Origin of the sequence: Halobacteriovorax sp. ZH5_bin.2 (assembly GCF_043196375.1) — a bacterium.
In the GTDB taxonomy this organism is placed as follows: Bacteria; Bdellovibrionota; Bacteriovoracia; order Bacteriovoracales; family Bacteriovoracaceae; genus Halobacteriovorax_A.
Genome location: NZ_JBEBMJ010000001.1, coordinates 998,478 through 1,016,184, shown reverse-complemented (window position 1 = coordinate 1,016,184; position 17,707 = coordinate 998,478). Strand labels below are relative to the sequence as shown.

Sequence of the window (17,707 nt, the reverse complement as noted above, 5' to 3'; positions counted from 1 at the left end):
TACCTCGTTATTTCCTATAATTTTGAGTATTTATTTGTAGAATTTGCCACAATTTGAACTGAATGAAAACTTTGATTAGAATATATTTAATATTAAACACTTAAATTAATTTATATATTAGTAAAGTGAGAACTTGATGGATGCGAATAAGAAATTTTATTTCTCAGAAATACCTTTTGAAGAGAAGATAAGTTTTCTAAAAAGGGCCCTAAGCGATGAATTAATCATTGAAATCTGGCGCAAGGGACAAGAAAAAGACAAAGTTGAAAGCTTCAAAATTAAATCTTTTGATGAAAGTGAACTCGAATTCACTCTCGACTTTGACGCAAGCCTCATTGCTAAGCTGGCCGGATCTAAAAATAAGGACAGTGAGGTTCTTCTAAAAATTAAGTTTAAGTCAGTTATTTTATTTTCTAGTTCATACTTAAGCTTTCTTCCAGCAGAAGAGGTCTATAAGCTTAAAATTGACCGTCCAGTTTATAAGAGTCAACAAAGATCTAACTATCGCCTCCATGCGAATGCTTACATCCCTATTCAGATTAAAATCGAAGAAGATGTATTTGATTGTAACGATATTTCAGCTGGTGGTATCAGTTTTAACTGTCCTAAAGACTTTGCACAAAAGTTTAACAAAGAAGCAATTTTTGATAATGCAACAGTTAGGCTCGCTTCAAAGAGATTTGAAATTCCACAAGTAAAAATTGCAGCAACTTGGCCAATTGAAAACAACGAAGAGACGCCAATGGGCATTGGTATCGCCTTTATGAATATGGATAAAGAAGTTGAAGAAGATCTTGTTCTTTCGATTAATTCAGAGGCACGCGGCGAAGAGCTTAGGAAGCAGGCGGCGATGAAGAAAGGCACTTAGAGCTTTCATTCTCTATAAGCTTCAATTCTTTAAAGTAAGTATTAAGCTCATCCTGTTTAAGGATATCCTTTAAGGCCCTCTCATTTCCCTTAGTGAAATAATCCTTAAAAGCTAGGATCGTTTCAAGCTTTGGGCAACCTATTGGCATGCTAAGAATAAATGCATTGATATCTTGTGCTTTCACATCTTTACTCAAGAATCGTTTGTAATTTCGATCATGCCATCCTTCTAGATAGCGTGCGAGATAGACCGAAACGCCAGACTTATGTGAATCAATTTTGAAGAAGTTCTTTGAAACAAATTCCTTTAAGTCTTCATGATTAGGAATTGCGCTGATTAGGGCCCCAAGGTCTTTATAGGCAATACTCTCTCCACCCTTTTCAAGCAGATGAATATACATTCTCAAATCTCCAGACTTTTCAAACCATGGCCTAGGAAGCTTAATGGCCATTAAATAAAAAGACTTCTTTGCCTTATCTGAGTGGGAGGCATTAGCTAATTTTAGAAAATTACCTCTTTGATTTTGAAAGTAGTCATAGCACTTATAGTGATGACAATTGGCCATGGCACTCAGATAGAGCTCAATTTGAGTCGTATTCACATCCTCTTCTTTTAGCGAAAGATACGAGCAGCCACCTACCGAAATTAACTTGCCACATATATAGAAGATATCATCTGCATAGTGAGACTGATATTTTTTAAAGTTGTCTTTTGAACGATTTAAGATACTTACAAGAGATTGTCGATATTCAATAGGTCCATTTAGTGAACTTAAAATTTCTTTTCGGCCACAGAGCGAATTCAAATCACATGGAGGTTTCCAGTCAGAAACTTCGACTTGAGTTCTTTCATTCTGATCAACCTCGCTTTGACACGAAGTGTTAACAGTTAACAGAATGAACATGATGCATGTTTTCAAAGTGAATAATTTAAGTACCATAGGTGCTGTCACTGTGCGCATAATTTGTTGACTTGTCAATCTATACTGGCTAAATTCAACCCTACCTCTATTATTAATACAATTCGAATGAGATGTGAAATATGGCACTTAAATTCTCTAGCGCAGCTGACCGTCTAATGGACAAAGCGGCAATGCTAAAGTCAAAAGATCTTTACCCTTTTTTCCGCCAAATTGGTGATTCAGAAGGAACAATAGTCAAGATTGATGGAAAAGATCAAATCATGATCGGCTCAAATAACTACTTAGGGCTTACGCATCACCCACATGTAAAAGAAGCTGCCATTAAGGCCATTGAAAAATATGGAACAGGTTGTACTGGGTCTCGTTTTTTAAATGGGAACCTAACAATTCACGAGGAACTTGAAGAGAAGCTTGCGCGCTACCTTGGACATGAGAAGGCCCTTATCTTCTCGACAGGTATGCAAACAAATCTTGGTGCTCTTTCGGCAGTTTGTGGACCTAGAGACTGCATGCTTTTTGACTCTGAAAACCACGCATCAATCATCGATGCTTCTCGCTTAGCAATGGGAACGACTTTCAAGTATCGTCACAACGACATGGAGTCCCTAGAAGAACAACTAGAAGCAAATATCGACCGCTTTCAAAAAGTTATTATCGTAGCTGATGGTGTCTTCTCAATGACTGGTGATATCGCAAACCTTCCAGAAATGGTTAGACTTGCTGAAAAATATGGTGCTTATATCTACGTCGACGATGCCCACGGTATCGGTGTTATGGGAGATAAAGGTGCAGGAACAATGAATCACTTTGGGGTAACAGATAAGGTTCACTTAAATATGGGAACTTTCTCAAAGTCATTCGCATCAATTGGTGGTGTTCTTTCAGGTGATGCAGAAACAATTAACTATGTGAAGCACCTTGCAAGATCATTTATGTTCTCTGCTTCAATGGCACCTTCTGCAGTTGCAACAGTTTCGGCATGTATTGACGTTATCAACTCAGATGACACAATCCATGAGCGTCTTTGGGACAATGTAAAATTTATGAGAAACGGTTTCCAAGAAATTGGTTTCTATACATACAACTCACAAACTCCAATTATCCCAATCTTTATTGGTGATGATGTAAAATCAATGCTTGTTACTAAATTCTTAAGTGAAAATGGTGTCTTTGCAACTCCAGTTGTTCCACCTGCAGTACCTAAAGGTGAAGCATTAATTAGAACAAGCTATATGGCCACTCATAACAAGAGCGAGCTAACAAAAGTTCTAGAAGTATTTGCAAGAGCAAAGAAAGAGTTTGATATCCCTTCAACAATGGGACAATAGTTAAATTTTAAGGAGATAAGTCTATGGCCATTTATATCGAAAAAGTTGATATCTTAAACGATAAAAAGGCCCGCAAAAGATTTATTGATGTCCAATTTAATATCTACAAAGACGATAAATATTGGGTTCCACAGCTTCGCATGGAGCTCAATAAGCTCTTCACTTATAAGCATCCATTCTATCAAACAGCACAATGTGCTTTCTATATTGCAATAAAAGATGGAAAAGATGTTGGCCGAATTATGGCCATCAATAATTACAATTATAATGAATTCCATAATACTCAAGAAGGCCACTGGGGCTTTTTTGAGGCCATTGAAGATATTGAAGTCTTTAAGGCCCTCTTTAATTCAGCAATGGAATGGACAAAGTCACTAGGCCTAGCAAAGTTTGTGGGCCCATTTAATCCGTCGACAAATTATGAGTGTGGAACACTGATTAAAGGCCATAATGAGATTCCTGTTCTAATGATGATGTATAACTATGAATACTATCATCAATATTTGAGTGAGCTCGGATTTACAAAAGCAAAAGATCTTTTGGCCTACCATATGCCGGCAGAATTTGAGATGCCAGAGGTAATCAAAAAGATTGCTCATCGAGCTGAAGAGAAGGCCAACATAACTTATCGTACTGTTTCTAAAAAGAAGTGGATGCAAGAAATTGATCTAATGTATAGCATTTACAATGATGCCTGGGAGCAGAATTGGGGCTTTGTTCCAATGACTAAGGAAGAATTCTATACCATGGCAGCTGATCTTAAGACTGTTGCTGATGAGAAACTGATCCTTTTTGCATTAGTTAATGGAGAAGAAGCTGGCTTTATTGTTTGTCTTCCAGACTTCAATCAAGTCCTACACAAAATCCCAAATGGAAAGTTATTTCCAAAAGGAATTTTTCAAGTTCTTCGAGCTCCAAAGTTAATAGACGGTGTTCGTGTTATTACAATGGGAGTAAAGAAGAAGTTTCGCCTATATGGACTTGAATCAATTCTTTATTACAGATGTCATGAAAATATCAAGCAGTATAAAAAATATAAGAATGTAGAGATGAGTTGGATTTTAGAAGATAATCTCAATATGAATAAACCACTTATTCGCATGAACGCGGTTCCATATCGCACATATAGAATTTTTCAAAAAGAGTTATAATGAAGGTTTTAGTTACTGGTGCAACAGGTTTTGTAGGCTCACATCTATGTGATAAATTAACTCAACAAGGTCATGAGGTCTTTGCCCTTGTAAGAAACCCTCAAAAGGCAGAGTCATTAGAACTTCCTGGTGAATATATTAAAGGGAATCTTGAAGAGGAATCAATTAGGTCTTGGGTAAGAAAACTTCCACAAGACATCGACTGTGTTATACATACGGCCGGTGTTGTTTCAGCAAAACATTCTCTAACCTTTGCAAAGACAAATCATCTCGCAACTGAAATTTTAATTACAGCTTTAAAAGATAAATATGAAAATCTTCACTTTATTCTTATCTCTTCTCAAGCTGCCGCAGGACCTTCATCACAACTAATTGACGAGAGTAATGAGTGCCTTCCAGTTTCAGCATATGGCCATTCAAAACTAGCAGCAGAGTATGCAGTAAATGAGCTTGCACCAGAGAGTTGGAATACGACTATAATTCGTCCCCCGATGGTTATTGGCCCTCGAGACAGTGCAGTTCTTGATGTCTTTAAAATGGTTAAAGGTCGAATTGTCACTGGCCCTGGACTTAATTTTAAAAAGAAGAGATATAGCGTCGTAAATGTTTTTGATCTAGTCGATGCGATTATCCTCTGTGCATCTCAAGAACAAGATCAAGCAAAGAAAGAAACTTACTTTGTGACATCAATTGATGAAGTGACTTTCGAAGAATTAATCAATGAAATCTCAAGTGCTCTTGGAGTCAAGAAGATCATTTTTATGGCGCTACCAATATGGTTTCTTAGGATTGTTGCGGGAATGATTTATACCCTACCGATTCACTTACCTCTTACAGGCGACAAGATTAATGAATTAGAACAAGATGCTTGGCTTTGTAGCAATTCAAAGATTAAGGCACTTGGATATATTCCTAATTACAATTTAAAAGATACAATTGAGATGACGGCAAAGGATTACAAAGAGCGCAACTGGCTCTAGACAATATTAATCTTCTTTAGGCCCTGTCACTGTTCTAAATACATAATCCCACAGCGGTGAACTTACCCCGTACTTCGCTTTCTCATGTCTAAAGTGATGTTGTAGGTGAAACTTCTTTAAGTAACGTCCAATTCTTCCAGTCATTTTAAAATGGTGAGTCGCATAGTGGATATAGTCATAACAAAGATAGCCAACAGTGAAGAAGGCCATGAAGCCTGACATATAAAAAGCCGGAATAAAAAGAGAAAAGAATAACCATATCAAGGCCATAATAAGAATTGCTGGCACAGGTGGCATCACAAGCCTTGTCGGGTCATTTGGATCGTCATGATGAAGTCCATGAAATAAGAAGACAAATCTTTCAGTAAGAGGTCCAATAGGCTTTAGATGGAAAACAAAGCGGTGTAGAAGGTATTCTGTAAGAGTCCAGATGATTAGACCACTCACTGCACAGAGAAGCATCTGAAAATGAGTATAACCAAGTTCAAAATATGAACGATAGATTAGAAAGCCTATAAATGGTGCCCACAGTACTAAGGGTACAATTGGATGGACATGGGTAAATGACTCAAGAATAGGGTTTTTAAATATTCTGATTGATTCGTATTTTTTCACTTCTTCTACCTAATTAAATATCACATATTTCTACCAAAACTTTTCTTTAAAGTCAGCACAAGTCAGCACAAGCCAGCACTTGAGCATGAAAAATTCGCTTCAGGAAGTCATCATAATATTAAATCAAAAGTAATAAAATTTTATGATGTCAGAAAACAGAGAAACATATTTTATAGAGTGTGTAAATACCCTATAGCAGGGGCATAAGAATAATGGACTAAGTTAATCTCTAGTGCGAGTTACTGTAAGAAAAATTCTCTTGTGGTTTCTGTAAAATAGAATAAACTTATTAATAAGCAGAGACAAAAAATTAAAGACACTTCGGCGTTTCGGGAAAGGACTTTTTAGGAACGTCGTTTTTTTTACCACAACTCTCCTCAGATTATCTTCAATCCCCTTTTAACTTGTTCTAATTTCTTCAATATAAGGCTTCCACTGGCCCATCCACTGATTCATTGATGCATTAACTAATGAGTTACTCTCTGGATGTACGATAACACTACAATAAGTAAGGCTTAACGTATCTTGATGTTTTCCAGCATCAATGGACGGGATATTATTCCATGTCCCAGTATTGAAGTAATAGCGTCCCTCTGGAAAACGCCTCCACTCTTGTAGATGTGTATGCCCCATAACAACGGTATGAATTGAACTATCGCGATCTAGGATACGTCTTGCCATACGCTCATAGCGTGGGTAGATCGTGATTTGTTGGAGAATTTTTAAATTTGTTTTAAAATTTGAATTTTGACGTGTGTAATAATTTGAATGAGTCTTAATGACATAGTTAATACAAGTCATAAAAAGTCGCCAAAAGAATCTTGTATCATTAAATAGGCACCACTTTACGTATGAAGACATGGGCCTAACTTTATCAATATAAGGACGCTCTTTTTTAAGCTTCGGTAGGACATTGATACAAAACAGAGACCCCCATGGAAAGTTAAGAATATCTTTACCTCCAGGTCCACGAATGAATTGCTTGGCCTTTGGAACTGTATTTACCGCCTCAAAGCGGTGCCCGTGTTCCACATGAAGTCCATTTTCTAAGAATGTCTCAGTAAAGAAAATATTATCTCCACAGATTTTAGAAAACTTCTCTTGTGCACCTTTAAAAAGCATCCCAACATCGTGATTTCCCACGACATAGACAACGCGCTTATGAGGTGCCCTTAGAAACTTCTTGAGGCCTGCAAAGAAGCGAGGGTGCCCTTTTGCAATATCCTCAATCTGCTTAATTGTCATTTGCTCATCAACAACATGAGTAAAGACACCGTCAGAATCAATTTGTATGAGATTGAGAATATCTCCATTCATAATAATTGTGACTGGTTTTGAATAATATTCATTCGTTGAGAAGTAGTCACAGAATTCATAGAAACGATTATCTTCGAAGAAATCTTCCAAGATGTTAAATTCACCGTTTTGCAGGTAACTACCTTTGCCTAAATGGAGATCAGATAAGATTAGATACTTCATATTTATGAGTCTGCTACACAGACTTTGCCACGTCCAGACTTTTTTGCTTCATACATCATTCTATCGGCCATTCCGATGATTTCATTACGTCCAGAAGCGTTAGTTGGATAATTAGCAACACCAATTGAGACACTCAATTGGACATCCTCATCCTCATGAGTATTGATTTCGAGATCTGCTTCAATCTTATAGACTGTCGACTTAACACGACTAAGAATTCGTTGGCCAATCATCTTAGCGTCTTCCAGTGAAGAGTACGGAGCAAGGACAACAAATTCATCTCCCCCATAACGATAACAAAGATCGTCCTCTCTAACTGTTGAACGAATAGTTTCAGCAACCTGTTGGAGTAAGCTCGTTCCAATTAAATGACCATGCCCATCGTTGATACTTTTAAAATAATCAATATCAATGAAGATTAAAGAGAACGAGCGCTCAAGTGCTTCAAACTCTCTAATAGCAGCATCAATATCACTCTTAAATTTTCTTTGGTTATAAAGACCGGTAACATCGTCCACATGTGCTAACGACTGAAGTCGCTGTAGCTCTTTGACTTGCAGAAGACTTCTAAATTTTGATTGTATATAGTTTTCAATTTGCCTAAATATATCTGTTGAAAATTCTCCATTGAGAACTAGGTATAAGCTTTGACTACCGTTGAAGCCCACTTCCACAAAGCGGTACTTATCACCTTCAATATCAACATGAAGCTTCTGTGTCTTTAAGGCCCCCATAAGTTCTTGATAGACCTTACTTGGATATTCTTCGATGATTTTATTATTATAGAAATCTCGAATGATCGGATTTGCAGAATCATTATCAAGTGTTGCAAAAACAAGCGGCGTTTTTGAATCAAACTCTGTTCTAATAAAGTCACGAAAGGACTTCAAAACGATATTGAAGTTATGTTCTTCAACATTTTGACAGATAAAATCTAAAAGTGCTTTGTATTGTTTTTCCAGCATATTAATTATTAATCATCCAATCCTAAGTCATCATCCAATTCTAATGTATCAGCAACTACATTCAAAGATCCCCTTAAGTTTGTAATAAGGCGTTCAAGTTTTTGCTGTGCTAGCATTCTCTCTTTCTTTGCTTGTCTCTCGTTGATTGCAACATTTTCCATATTAAACTCAAGAGTATCTATTTTACGCTTAAGCTCCAAGATCTTTTCATCTCTTGCTTTTATCTTATTGTCACTGTCAATTGCCATTAACTCCAACTGACTTTCTAGCTCCTGTTCACGAGCTCTAATACTTGTATGATCAATCTTTAGGCGTGTGCCAATTTCGGCCATTTCTTCCTTCATGGCCTTATTCTTCGCCTCACTTAACTCGAGGCCATGCCTATACTTATCAAGCTGAGACTTAGTCTCTTCAACTTCGATAGCATGTCGTTTTTTAGCAATTGATAGCTCGATATTTTTCTCATCAACTTCAGTTCTTAAGTTAAGTGATTCCCTTTTTAGAATTTCAACCATGGCCTTAAGTTCGTTTAACTCAGACAGAAGATTGATACGATCTTCCTTCAACTCAGTTACAGTAACTCTTAGGTCAAGCAGCTGATCCTCACTCAGGGAGCTTAAAATATGTCCAGGATGAAAGTTAATATTTGCACTAGCATAAGCTTGAGTTGTCCCATGCTCAGTAGAAGTAAGGTCTTGTGGAACTTCTGCTGCAGGAGTCTCCACTGCTTCATAGTCATTCATATCAAAATTAGAAGTTACCTCTGTTGGCGATACTGACGTCACAGTTAATGTTTCTTCTGATGAAACTGCTGGCGTCTCATGGTGTTCTTGGTTTGTCTCAACCATGCCATCAAGTTGTGCCATCGTGTCCTCAGGTTCAACAGGAGCTTGCAACACAGGTGTTTCAACTTCGTCAGTAATGTCATGTGACTCTACTGCATCAAAAGACATATCAAGGTCTGCATCTAAGTCTTCATCAACATCCTCGAAATCTCCTAAGTCATCGAGGTCCCCTAGGTCATCAAGATCGCCCAGGTCCCCAAGCTCATCATCAAGATCATCACCTAGTGACATCTCCATTTCGCTTAGTTCGTCATCCAGATTATCTAAATCGTCTATATTGTCTATATCCCCTAAGCTCACCTCAAAGTCATCCTCAGAGGCATTTGCTTCAACCTCTTCTGGTTCTTCTAGTTGCGTCTCAGGTACTTCCTCAGCTTTATCTTCAACAATAATGGGATTATTATCTAAATCGAGATCATCTTCACGAGCAGCATCAATTGATGCATTAGGAATTGTATCCCCTTCTTGAGTAAGATTGATCTTTATACTTGATGAAAAGTCCATATCCAGATCATTTGGAGAATCTGCATTTGCAGGGGCATTTTCAATAATATCCCCTTCAGCACAAAGATCAATAGCACTTACGTCATCAAAGTTAAGCTCGATACCTTCGTCCAGTGGGGAGCTGGCCTCATTGTTCAACTGTGAAAAGTCAATATTTGTGTCAACAAGCGTTAAAGAAGTTTTCTCCTGTGCGTCACTGTTTGACTCAGTATCGCTTGCAAGAACTTCATCAACTGCATTTTGAATTCTCTCACTTTCAGCGAGTAACTCTTCTTGTTGCTTCTTTTCTGCTGACATATTTTTCCCCATCGCGGCCATGCAAAACGTATGAAATTTATTTAAATATGGCCTTTTCTTAAATCCTTACCCTCTACTTTTCGCCTTTTTTTGAAAAAAGTTAAGTATTTACGACTCATAAAGTTATTTTGTCGAAAGTTATTTCACTTTTTGGGGGATAAATACTTGAGAAGTGGTAAAAAAATGTTCTACAATATTAGGTAGTTATCAAATATAAAGGCTTTTCATGATTAAAAAACTATTATTTTTATCGACTATTATTACATCGACTATTTTTTCTATGAGTAGTGTCGCTCAGGAATTCTATCCATCAAATCTGCTTTTATTAAATGATTACTTCGCTCACCATGTGATCGTTGCAGAGAAATCAACTCACACTCTCTACCTATATGAAAATAACGATGGCCTACCACGCTTAATTAAAACTTATCAAATGGCCACAGGTCAGAAGGTTGGAAATAAGTCTTACCAAGGTGATCGTAGAACACCAGAAGGTGTTTACCATTTTAATCAATTTATTGAGCACAAAGACCTCATCAAGAGACATGGAGAACTTGGTGCACAATATGGTGTTGGAGCATTTGTTCTTAACTACCCTAACCCAATTGATAAGGCCCTGGGAAAAACAGGTGGCGGAATCTGGCTTCACTCAACAGATAACGAACCAAGAATTGATAAAGGTCTTGATTCTAAAGGATGTCTAGTCGCACACAATATCAACCTTATTGATATTTCAAAGTTTATTGAAATTAATAAGACTAATATTGTTGTTGTTCACAACCTGAAGTTCTTCAACAAAGAAACATGGTTAAAAGAAAAGAATGAAGTTCTCGATACAGTTAATGGTTGGCTAACAGCATGGTCAACAGAGAATATCAAAGACTATTTAAGCTTCTACTCGCGCACAGACTTTGTTGATCCAAACCGTGGGCGCTATAACTCTTTTGCACAATACAAAAGGGCCGTATTTGCAAACCCAGGGACTCCATCAATTCAACTAAAGGACCTTACTGTCTTAAAAGCTGATGACTATGTTGTCGTAACGTTTAAGCAAGACTACACTAGTAATACAATTAACGACATTGGAAAGAAAACGCTCTATTTAAAACGTGATGCTTACTACAAATGGAAAATTGTAGCAGAAAGATGGCAACGTATTCCAATGGATATTACAAACGAGAGGGAGCACTTAAGTTTTGAACCTTCACAGAGGTTCTTTACTTCGCAAGACCCAAAACAAATTTTCACATTGAATCTCACTTTAACGAGACCATATAGCGAAAATTAAAAGGGAACGGGATGTCCACACCATCAAGTAGTTCGAAGGCAAAGAATAATTTGTCTTTCATTCTTTATGAAAATAATAAAGTACCAAGATACTTACAGCTTTCTCCGCGCGAGTATAAAGCAATTCTTTATGTACCAGTTGTCCTAACAGTTTTTTCGATCTTTGCCCTAGCTGGGTCATATTTCTACACGAAGAATATCGAAAAGCTTATTAAGGCCAAAGAACCTCTTATTATTAAAAACCTAAGAGACGAAAACTCAACTCTGGCCCAGAAGAATACTGAGCTAACAACTCTTAATCTTGATCTAACAAACCGTCTTGCTAATGAAACAATTAGTGCCGTTAGCGCTAGTTCACTTAATATTATTGCTCCTGTTAAAGGTCAGAAAGATCTAACGAGTCCAGCTAGTATCAATATCGAAGACTTAAAAGTCACAAAGAAAGATGATAAGGCCGAGCTAAACTTTAATATTATCAATATAACTAAAGATAATAATAAGGTTTCAGGTTATATCCATATCTTCTTATTTGATGGGAATAACTACTTTCACTATCCTGAAGGTGGGGATTCAATTAGAAACTTCTCTCTTAACTACACAAAGGGTGAATCGTTTGCGACATCACGCTTTCGTCCTGTAACAGCTAAGTTTGATATGCCAAAAAATAAAACCGTTATGTTTAAAATACTAATCTTTAATCGTCTTGGTGATATTGTCCATCAACAACTTTTTAGAGAAGAGATTAAGTAAGGGCCAATTATGGATTTAAGAGATCAGAATTTTACATTTGTTGGTATTGGCTCAGTTATAAAAGGTGATATCGTTCTAGCGGGCCCCTCACATATTTGTTCAATAATCGAAGGCGATATTCAAATTGATGAAAAACATCAACTCACAATTGAGCCACAAGGAAATGTTAAAGGACGCATTCGTTGTGGTGACTTGAATATCTACGGTGTTGTTTGTGGTGATATTACTGCACAAGGAAAGGTAAAGGTCTTCCCTACCGGAACGGTTAAAGGCCAAATTGTTGCTAAGAATATTAATATTGCTCCGGGAGCAAAGGTTAATATGCAAGGTCATACACTAGAGTCGTAATTTTTTTGTATAAGTATTTAGCGAATTAAACGATCAAGAATCCCACGGTTGAACTTAAAGACAATTCCTAATGAGATTAAGTTCTCATGGCCATCACCATTTTCCTGGTAAGTATAGCTTGATTGAAAGTGTATCTTTCTTCCAATATGAAAAAAGTCATAGGCCGCTCCTACTCTAAGGCCACCTAATGTTGTATTTCTTTTAAGTCCATAAGTATTTGCGGCCCCCGCAAAGATATTTTCATCAGAATTATTTTCAAGGTAATCATTAAAAGAAGTTAATGCGTAACCTAGTCTTATCGCAAGCCTTGGGATCGGATAAAAGTGAAGTTCGACACCATAAATATTAAGAGATTGAATGGCCACACGCTCAGCTCCTCCATGCTTAATATCACCACTTAATTCCACACTTGTGTAGAAGGTCTCAATTCCAATGACTCGATTTCTTACCCCATATGAAAGATTGTAGCCGATACCGCTAGTTGCCGTATCATATTGGTCCATTTTGTCGTTGGTTCCAATTCCAAAGACTCCATCGATTTTTAGGTATGAGAACTCGGCCCGTGCAGCTAGGCCAAGCAAGCATAGAAGAAGTAAAGTGAATAGTTTTAAATATTTAGCTAAGCTCAATTAAACACCTCTAACCTATTGTAACAAAAAGAAAATAAATTTTCCTGAAACAAGATAAGCGGAAGTTTTTTCTCAATCTTACCTATTTAAACATCCAATTAACTTTATTTTAGGCTTGGCCCGATTCTTTAGGCATGAGAAAGTTAAAGATGATACACCTGACATTTTTTATCACCTTAATCCTTGGCCTTAGTTCTTGTAAGGAAGTTGAGTCAATCATTAAAGCTGAGCCCCTGCCAGCACCTAGTGGAAACTATCTTGAACCTGGAGATATCATTGTGATGAATTATACTGCTGATTCAATTGTTCAACTTGATAGTGATGGGGTTTTCAAAAGAACAATTTATCAAGCAACTGGCAATAGTGTCTTGCTGCTGGCGCTTGGTTGGTCAGCTGAAAATAATCAACTTCTTTTTACAACAGATGGAAATGACCGAGTTCTGGGAATTAATGCTTATACCGGAAAGGTATCTGATGTAATAGTTCACTCCGGCCTAAACGGTGCCCTTAGGGGTGTGACAGAATTAGTAAATGGAAATATCGCTGTTCTTGAGTCTAACGCCCTCGAAGTATTCACTCCTCTAGGAGATGGCCATCAAAGAGAGACTTCAGGCTTCCCTATTGCAAATATTATTAATACTGGACAAGGAATGGCGCCACTAGCAGATGGTGGTTTTTTAATAAGCTCTCGTGGATCCGATCAAATTAGAACTTATGACGAAGATGGAGTTCAACAAAATAGTGTGGGAAGTCCTGCTGGAGCAAATGATGGCTACTTTGCTATCGAGTTAGATAATGGAGATATTGTCGGTATTTGGAGTGGGACTACAGACCAAGTTGTCGAATATGACAGTACTCTAAGCGCAACAGGAGCAAGCTATAGCAATACAACATATCTTGCAAATCCAAGAGGTATTGCACAACTTCATAGTGGTAATATTATTGTTTCTGATTATTCATATAATCACTTAGTCGAGATTGATATTAGTGATTATTCTTTGGTTAGGACAATTGGGCAAGGCCTTTCAGGCCCTACCCACGTTCTGGTTGTTCCAGAGTATTGATTAGAGAAAATTCTTATAAGAATAAGTTTTAATCTTTCCGATCTTGCTTAAGGCCTTTTTCATGGACTTGTCACCAAGTACGACAATTTGAACCTTATCATATGGAAAAGCTGCATAGACAGTCTTTGCAACATCCTCTTGTGAGATCTTATCAACAGACTTTGTGTACTCAAGGAATCGTTTGATATCAACTTGAGAGTTATCAAGACTTACAAGCTGTCTCATAAAACTTGAAGGCTTTTGAAATTGAAAGGCAAATCCACCCTTAACGGCCTTTCTAACTTTTTCAATTTCTTCCATTGAGATATTTGTGGCCTCAGAGTTATCTTTTAAAATCTTCACGACTTCTTGAACCATCTGCCCTACTGTTTCTTCCTTTGTAAAAGTTGAAAGTATCGAGCGTCCATAATCCTTTTGCATACCAGCTGTTGCCCATGCTGAATATGTTAGACCTCTTTTTGTTCTTAATTCTTTAACAAGAATCGATGTGAATCCACCACCTAGGTATTGCGACATAAATTCAAGATTTTCAAAACCAGGGTCCTGTTTCTTTGCAATATAAACCCCTGCTCTCACTTGTGCTTGATTTGCCTTAGGGACTTCAACAAAGTGAATAAGTGGTTTTTCAGGGTTAAATTTCTTTATCTCTTTTACCTCAGTGTCCAATCTTCTTATGAAGTTGGCCTTCGCATTAAAGCCACATTCGTCAGTAATAATATTTTTTACTTTAAGAAGGGAGCGAGGTCCTGTGATATAAACTTTCTTCTTCACATCATCTCTAAAATACTTTAGACGACTTTGAAGGTAGCTTCTCTTAATACGCTTAATATCAGCAAGCCTACCTCTTACATCTGAAACATATGGAGTTCCCTTAAGGCTTATTGCACGAAATGCAGTTGAAGCAAGTTCACCGTGATTTGAAACAAGGTTTTGTCTTTGAGCAATGAGAGACTTCTTTGCTTTAGATAATTCTTGATTTGGATAAACTGCATCCCTGAAGATATGACAAATCTTCTTCGTCGTTGGAACCACATCTTTTACAAGTCCACTATAAGAATAACTTGAAAACTCATGCGTTACATTTGAAGAAGTTGAAACACCGTAGAACTCTAAGTTATCCGCAATTTCATTTAAGCTAAAGCGATTTGTCCCACTCTCCAGTAGATCAAACATCATCTTAGTCACACCTTTAGTGCGTCCATCTTTAATGGCACCATCTGCAAAGAAAATAGTGACATTATAGGTTGGAAATTTATCATCTTGAATATATGTGACATCAATATTATCCCACTTAAATTTTTCAATTTTATCGACAAGCTCATTGGCTCCAACACTTACGAATGTGGATGCAATGATTAATGATTTTAAAATTTTATTCATAGCTACTAATCCTTTCATTCTAGTTACGATCCCAAATTGATAAGAAAACATAATCGTTACCAGAAATGTAACGATGACAAACATCACGTACCTGATCAACAGTCATTTCACTATAGCTCTTTAGTTGTTTCTTATATTCTTTATAGTCACCATTAAAGAACTCTGATGAGCCTAGAAAGCTTGCTAAACCATCATTTGTCGAGATTGCTTCATAGTACTGCTTAAGAAGCATATTCTTAGTTTTTTGAACAGTACGTGGAGTGATCGCTTTAGAACAAGACTGCTTAAGTGATCGAAGTAATCGACGACGAGTATCTTTGATCCCTTTCTTTGGAAGAAGCTCTCCTCCAATGACAAAGATCCCACCATTTTTTAGGCCATAATTATATGAATATACTTTTGATAGTCTTGGTGACTTAGAAACAACATAATTCTTAACAAGGTAAGAGCTTGTACCAGTTCCTAAAATGTCAGATAAGAAGTCCAGAGCGTATGAGTCTTCATGAGTAACTGATACTGCAGGAAAAGCTAGTCTAAACATTGGGTTCTTAGATTGTCCCTTAAGACTTCTAACGTAAGGAAGTTTAGCTTGTCTTTTATATCTTCCAGCATCATCAAGTTTTGCCTTCTTTGCTTCAAGATTCTTATTCATTGGAATTTTTCCAATTGTCTCTTTCACTTTAGAAAGTGTTGAAGAAAGATTGATATCTCCAACAATAACCATAATGGCATTATTTGGTGCATAGAAGTCATGGTAGAACTCAAGCATTTGCTTGCGGTCTAAATCCTTTACGTCCTTTGCGTCCCCTATAACAGAGCCTCCATATGGAGTACCTTTAAACATTGCTTTCATCATCGCAAGGTGAATCTTTCCACTTGGCCTATTTTCATAGCGCATCTTTCTTTCTTCAAGAACAACTTGTCTTTCTTTTTCAAAAGGCACTTCTTCAAGCATGAGGTTTGCCATTCTTTCGGCTTCAAGCTCAATCATTTTTTCAACAGTTGGAGCTGCGATATTTTCGTAGTAAACCGTGTTATCAAATGTCGTGTAGGCGTTTGAATTCCCACCATATGTTTCAATATAGTCAGAGAAATACTCTGCAGGAAAGTTCTTCGTCTTCTTAAACATCATATGCTCAAGAAAGTGAGTTGCTCCAGTTGTGCCCTTTCTTTCATAACGGCCGCCAACATCATAGAATGTGTAAATTGAGGCAATCGGTAATTTCGAGTCGCGAACAAGTAGTAAGCGCAGGCCATTATCTAAAGTGTGCTTTTGAACATCAATATTAAGCTCAAGTGACCCTAGATCTGTGTCACTAGAGTGCTTAGCTTCATTAGTTGATGAACATGATGAGTTTAGAATAAGAGCTGCAGTAATAAAGGCAAATAAATTAATTGCTTTAAACATCAAATCTCCAATAAAAGTTAATATAAATAGCTTAAAAACTTATGATTTTCTTGGCAATATAAAGTTATGAATTTATTAGTTACGTTCCTAGGAACCGGAACAAGTACAGGTATTCCAATGTTAGGCTGCAGCTGTCCAGTTTGCACGAGCTCTAATAAACACAATAAACGCTTGCGAACATCATTTTTAATCCAACATGATGATACCACAATTCTCTTCGATACGGGGCCAGATCTTCGAACGCAATTATTGCGTGAGGGAGTTAAGGACATTAGTGCGGTGATTATTTCACATGCCCATGCAGACCACTTGAACGGTATTGACGATATAAGGCCATTCACATTTAAGCACCCTATTAACCTTTATACTGATCAAAATAGTGCCGATATAATCAATATAAGATTTGGTTATATTTTTGGAAATAACCCTGGCCATATCGGCTCAAGTCCGAGGCTTTTGCTCAACCAAATTGAACCAAATAGAGTTAGTAAAATTTGTGGTCTAAAATGTGAGTTCATAAACCTCCCACATGGAAATGGCATAACGCTTGGCCTCATTATTGGAAAGCTGGCCATTATTTCAGACTGTCATGAGATTCCACAAAAAGAGATCGATAAACTGCGTTCATATGAATTGGACTCACTTATCATTGACTGTGTGCGCCACAAGCCACATCCGGCCCACCTCTACGTGGAGCGAAGCTTTGAGTACATCAGAAAAATAGGCGCTAAGCATAACTACCTTACCCATATGGGCCATGAACTGGATCACGACAGCTTGCAAAAAGAGTGTGACCATCACTTTCCAGATGGAAGTGTCAAAGTTGCCTATGACGGGTTAAAATTCGAGCTTTAATATATTGTAATAGCAAATGAAAACAATTATAT

17 protein-coding genes are annotated in these 17,707 nt (G+C 37.2%); 9 read left to right on the top strand and 8 right to left on the bottom strand.

The annotated features are described in order from the left end of the window. Positions 1-136 precede the first annotated feature (136 nt). The gene (locus tag ABMA76_RS05015; RefSeq protein ID WP_392912620.1) at positions 137-868 is read left to right on the top strand and encodes a PilZ domain-containing protein; all 732 of its coding nucleotides are present in this window, start codon (positions 137-139) and stop codon (positions 866-868) included. Here ABMA76_RS05015 and ABMA76_RS05010 read toward each other — a convergent pair. Further along, positions 834-1,787: a hypothetical protein gene (locus ABMA76_RS05010; RefSeq protein WP_392912537.1), complete on the bottom strand. Its 954-nt coding sequence runs from the start codon at positions 1,785-1,787 to the stop codon at positions 834-836. The two genes, ABMA76_RS05015 and ABMA76_RS05010, sit on opposite strands and share 35 nt — an antisense overlap. 122 nt (positions 1,788-1,909) lie before the next feature. On the opposite strand from ABMA76_RS05010, the gene spt reads away from it, so the two are divergent. The 3 genes from spt to ABMA76_RS04995 are packed head-to-tail and all read left to right on the top strand — an operon-like array spanning position 1,910 to position 5,249. Continuing rightward, positions 1,910-3,118, top strand: a complete 1,209-nt coding sequence (spt, locus tag ABMA76_RS05005; RefSeq protein ID WP_392912534.1) for a serine palmitoyltransferase — start codon at positions 1,910-1,912, stop codon at positions 3,116-3,118. Positions 3,119-3,141: 23 nt separating this feature from the next. Then, positions 3,142-4,269 (top strand): N-acetyltransferase, encoded by a 1,128-nt coding sequence (locus ABMA76_RS05000; protein ID WP_392912532.1) that lies wholly within the window; start codon positions 3,142-3,144, stop codon positions 4,267-4,269. Next, positions 4,269-5,249, top strand: coding sequence for an NAD-dependent epimerase/dehydratase family protein (locus ABMA76_RS04995; RefSeq protein WP_392912530.1), 981 nt, complete (start codon positions 4,269-4,271; stop codon positions 5,247-5,249). Before ABMA76_RS05000 ends, ABMA76_RS04995 begins: the two co-directional genes overlap by 1 nt. Before the next feature lie 6 nt (positions 5,250-5,255). On the opposite strand, the gene ABMA76_RS04990 is transcribed toward ABMA76_RS04995, so the two are convergent. The 4 genes from ABMA76_RS04990 to ABMA76_RS04975 form a co-directional block, all read right to left on the bottom strand. Next, positions 5,256-5,864, bottom strand: coding sequence for a sterol desaturase family protein (locus ABMA76_RS04990; protein WP_392912527.1), 609 nt, complete (start codon positions 5,862-5,864; stop codon positions 5,256-5,258). A gap of 399 nt (positions 5,865-6,263) precedes the next feature. Next, the gene (locus tag ABMA76_RS04985) at positions 6,264-7,343 is read right to left on the bottom strand and encodes a metallophosphoesterase (protein WP_392912524.1); all 1,080 of its coding nucleotides are present in this window, start codon (positions 7,341-7,343) and stop codon (positions 6,264-6,266) included. A gap of 2 nt (positions 7,344-7,345) precedes the next feature. Next, on the bottom strand, positions 7,346-8,308 hold the full coding sequence (locus ABMA76_RS04980; protein WP_392912522.1) for a GGDEF domain-containing protein: 963 nt from the start codon (positions 8,306-8,308) through the stop codon (positions 7,346-7,348). A gap of 8 nt (positions 8,309-8,316) precedes the next feature. Further along, complete coding sequence (locus tag ABMA76_RS04975; RefSeq protein ID WP_392912520.1) at positions 8,317-9,954, bottom strand: hypothetical protein; 1,638 nt, start codon at positions 9,952-9,954, stop codon at positions 8,317-8,319. Between the two features lie 226 nt (positions 9,955-10,180). On the opposite strand from ABMA76_RS04975, the gene ABMA76_RS04970 reads away from it, so the two are divergent. Genes ABMA76_RS04970 through ABMA76_RS04960 form a run of 3 tightly spaced genes read left to right on the top strand, consistent with a single transcriptional unit; the run spans position 10,181 to position 12,339 of the window. Next, positions 10,181-11,242 (top strand): L,D-transpeptidase family protein, encoded by a 1,062-nt coding sequence (locus ABMA76_RS04970; RefSeq protein WP_392912518.1) that lies wholly within the window; start codon positions 10,181-10,183, stop codon positions 11,240-11,242. An 11-nt stretch (positions 11,243-11,253) separates the two neighbouring features. Next, entirely contained in the window at positions 11,254-11,991 is a 738-nt protein-coding gene (locus tag ABMA76_RS04965; RefSeq protein WP_392860146.1) for a hypothetical protein, read from the top strand. A 9-nt stretch (positions 11,992-12,000) separates the two neighbouring features. Next, positions 12,001-12,339 (top strand): polymer-forming cytoskeletal protein, encoded by a 339-nt coding sequence (locus ABMA76_RS04960; protein ID WP_392912516.1) that lies wholly within the window; start codon positions 12,001-12,003, stop codon positions 12,337-12,339. Positions 12,340-12,356: 17 nt separating this feature from the next. Here the strand turns inward: ABMA76_RS04960 and ABMA76_RS04955 are convergent, their stop codons facing one another. Further along, a complete protein-coding gene (locus tag ABMA76_RS04955) occupies positions 12,357-12,968 on the bottom strand; it encodes a hypothetical protein (RefSeq protein WP_392912514.1) in 612 nt (203 codons plus the stop codon). Between the two features lie 134 nt (positions 12,969-13,102). On the opposite strand from ABMA76_RS04955, the gene ABMA76_RS04950 reads away from it, so the two are divergent. Further along, positions 13,103-14,032, top strand: a complete 930-nt coding sequence (locus tag ABMA76_RS04950) for a hypothetical protein (protein WP_392912512.1) — start codon at positions 13,103-13,105, stop codon at positions 14,030-14,032. On the opposite strand, the gene ABMA76_RS04945 is transcribed toward ABMA76_RS04950, so the two are convergent. Both ABMA76_RS04945 and ABMA76_RS04940 read right to left on the bottom strand, forming a co-directional pair. Further along, a complete protein-coding gene (locus ABMA76_RS04945; protein WP_392912510.1) occupies positions 14,033-15,412 on the bottom strand; it encodes a M16 family metallopeptidase in 1,380 nt (459 codons plus the stop codon). A 19-nt stretch (positions 15,413-15,431) separates the two neighbouring features. After that, the gene (locus tag ABMA76_RS04940) at positions 15,432-16,820 is read right to left on the bottom strand and encodes a M16 family metallopeptidase (RefSeq protein ID WP_392912508.1); all 1,389 of its coding nucleotides are present in this window, start codon (positions 16,818-16,820) and stop codon (positions 15,432-15,434) included. Positions 16,821-16,886: 66 nt separating this feature from the next. Here ABMA76_RS04940 and ABMA76_RS04935 point away from each other — a divergent pair, with 66 nt between their 5' ends. Further along, the gene (locus ABMA76_RS04935) at positions 16,887-17,675 is read left to right on the top strand and encodes an MBL fold metallo-hydrolase (RefSeq protein WP_392912506.1); all 789 of its coding nucleotides are present in this window, start codon (positions 16,887-16,889) and stop codon (positions 17,673-17,675) included. The last annotated feature ends 32 nt before the right edge of the window (positions 17,676-17,707 follow it).

What these genes read in the sequence shown, in the direction of transcription:
- ABMA76_RS05015 (WP_392912620.1), top strand. Translation starts at nt 137, where the DNA reads ATGGATGCGAATAAGAAATTTTATTTCTCAGAAATACCTTTTGAAGAG.
- spt (WP_392912534.1), top strand. Translation starts at nt 1,910, where the DNA reads ATGGCACTTAAATTCTCTAGCGCAGCTGACCGTCTAATGGACAAAGCG.
- ABMA76_RS05000 (WP_392912532.1), top strand. Translation starts at nt 3,142, where the DNA reads ATGGCCATTTATATCGAAAAAGTTGATATCTTAAACGATAAAAAGGCC.
- ABMA76_RS04995 (WP_392912530.1), top strand. Translation starts at nt 4,269, where the DNA reads ATGAAGGTTTTAGTTACTGGTGCAACAGGTTTTGTAGGCTCACATCTA.
- ABMA76_RS04985 (WP_392912524.1), bottom strand. Translation starts at nt 7,343, where the DNA reads ATGAAGTATCTAATCTTATCTGATCTCCATTTAGGCAAAGGTAGTTAC.
- ABMA76_RS04980 (WP_392912522.1), bottom strand. Translation starts at nt 8,308, where the DNA reads ATGCTGGAAAAACAATACAAAGCACTTTTAGATTTTATCTGTCAAAAT.
- ABMA76_RS04975 (WP_392912520.1), bottom strand. Translation starts at nt 9,954, where the DNA reads ATGTCAGCAGAAAAGAAGCAACAAGAAGAGTTACTCGCTGAAAGTGAG.
- ABMA76_RS04970 (WP_392912518.1), top strand. Translation starts at nt 10,181, where the DNA reads ATGATTAAAAAACTATTATTTTTATCGACTATTATTACATCGACTATT.
- ABMA76_RS04965 (WP_392860146.1), top strand. Translation starts at nt 11,254, where the DNA reads ATGTCCACACCATCAAGTAGTTCGAAGGCAAAGAATAATTTGTCTTTC.
- ABMA76_RS04960 (WP_392912516.1), top strand. Translation starts at nt 12,001, where the DNA reads ATGGATTTAAGAGATCAGAATTTTACATTTGTTGGTATTGGCTCAGTT.
- ABMA76_RS04950 (WP_392912512.1), top strand. Translation starts at nt 13,103, where the DNA reads ATGAGAAAGTTAAAGATGATACACCTGACATTTTTTATCACCTTAATC.
- ABMA76_RS04945 (WP_392912510.1), bottom strand. Translation starts at nt 15,412, where the DNA reads ATGAATAAAATTTTAAAATCATTAATCATTGCATCCACATTCGTAAGT.
- ABMA76_RS04940 (WP_392912508.1), bottom strand. Translation starts at nt 16,820, where the DNA reads ATGTTTAAAGCAATTAATTTATTTGCCTTTATTACTGCAGCTCTTATT.
- ABMA76_RS04935 (WP_392912506.1), top strand. Translation starts at nt 16,887, where the DNA reads ATGAATTTATTAGTTACGTTCCTAGGAACCGGAACAAGTACAGGTATT.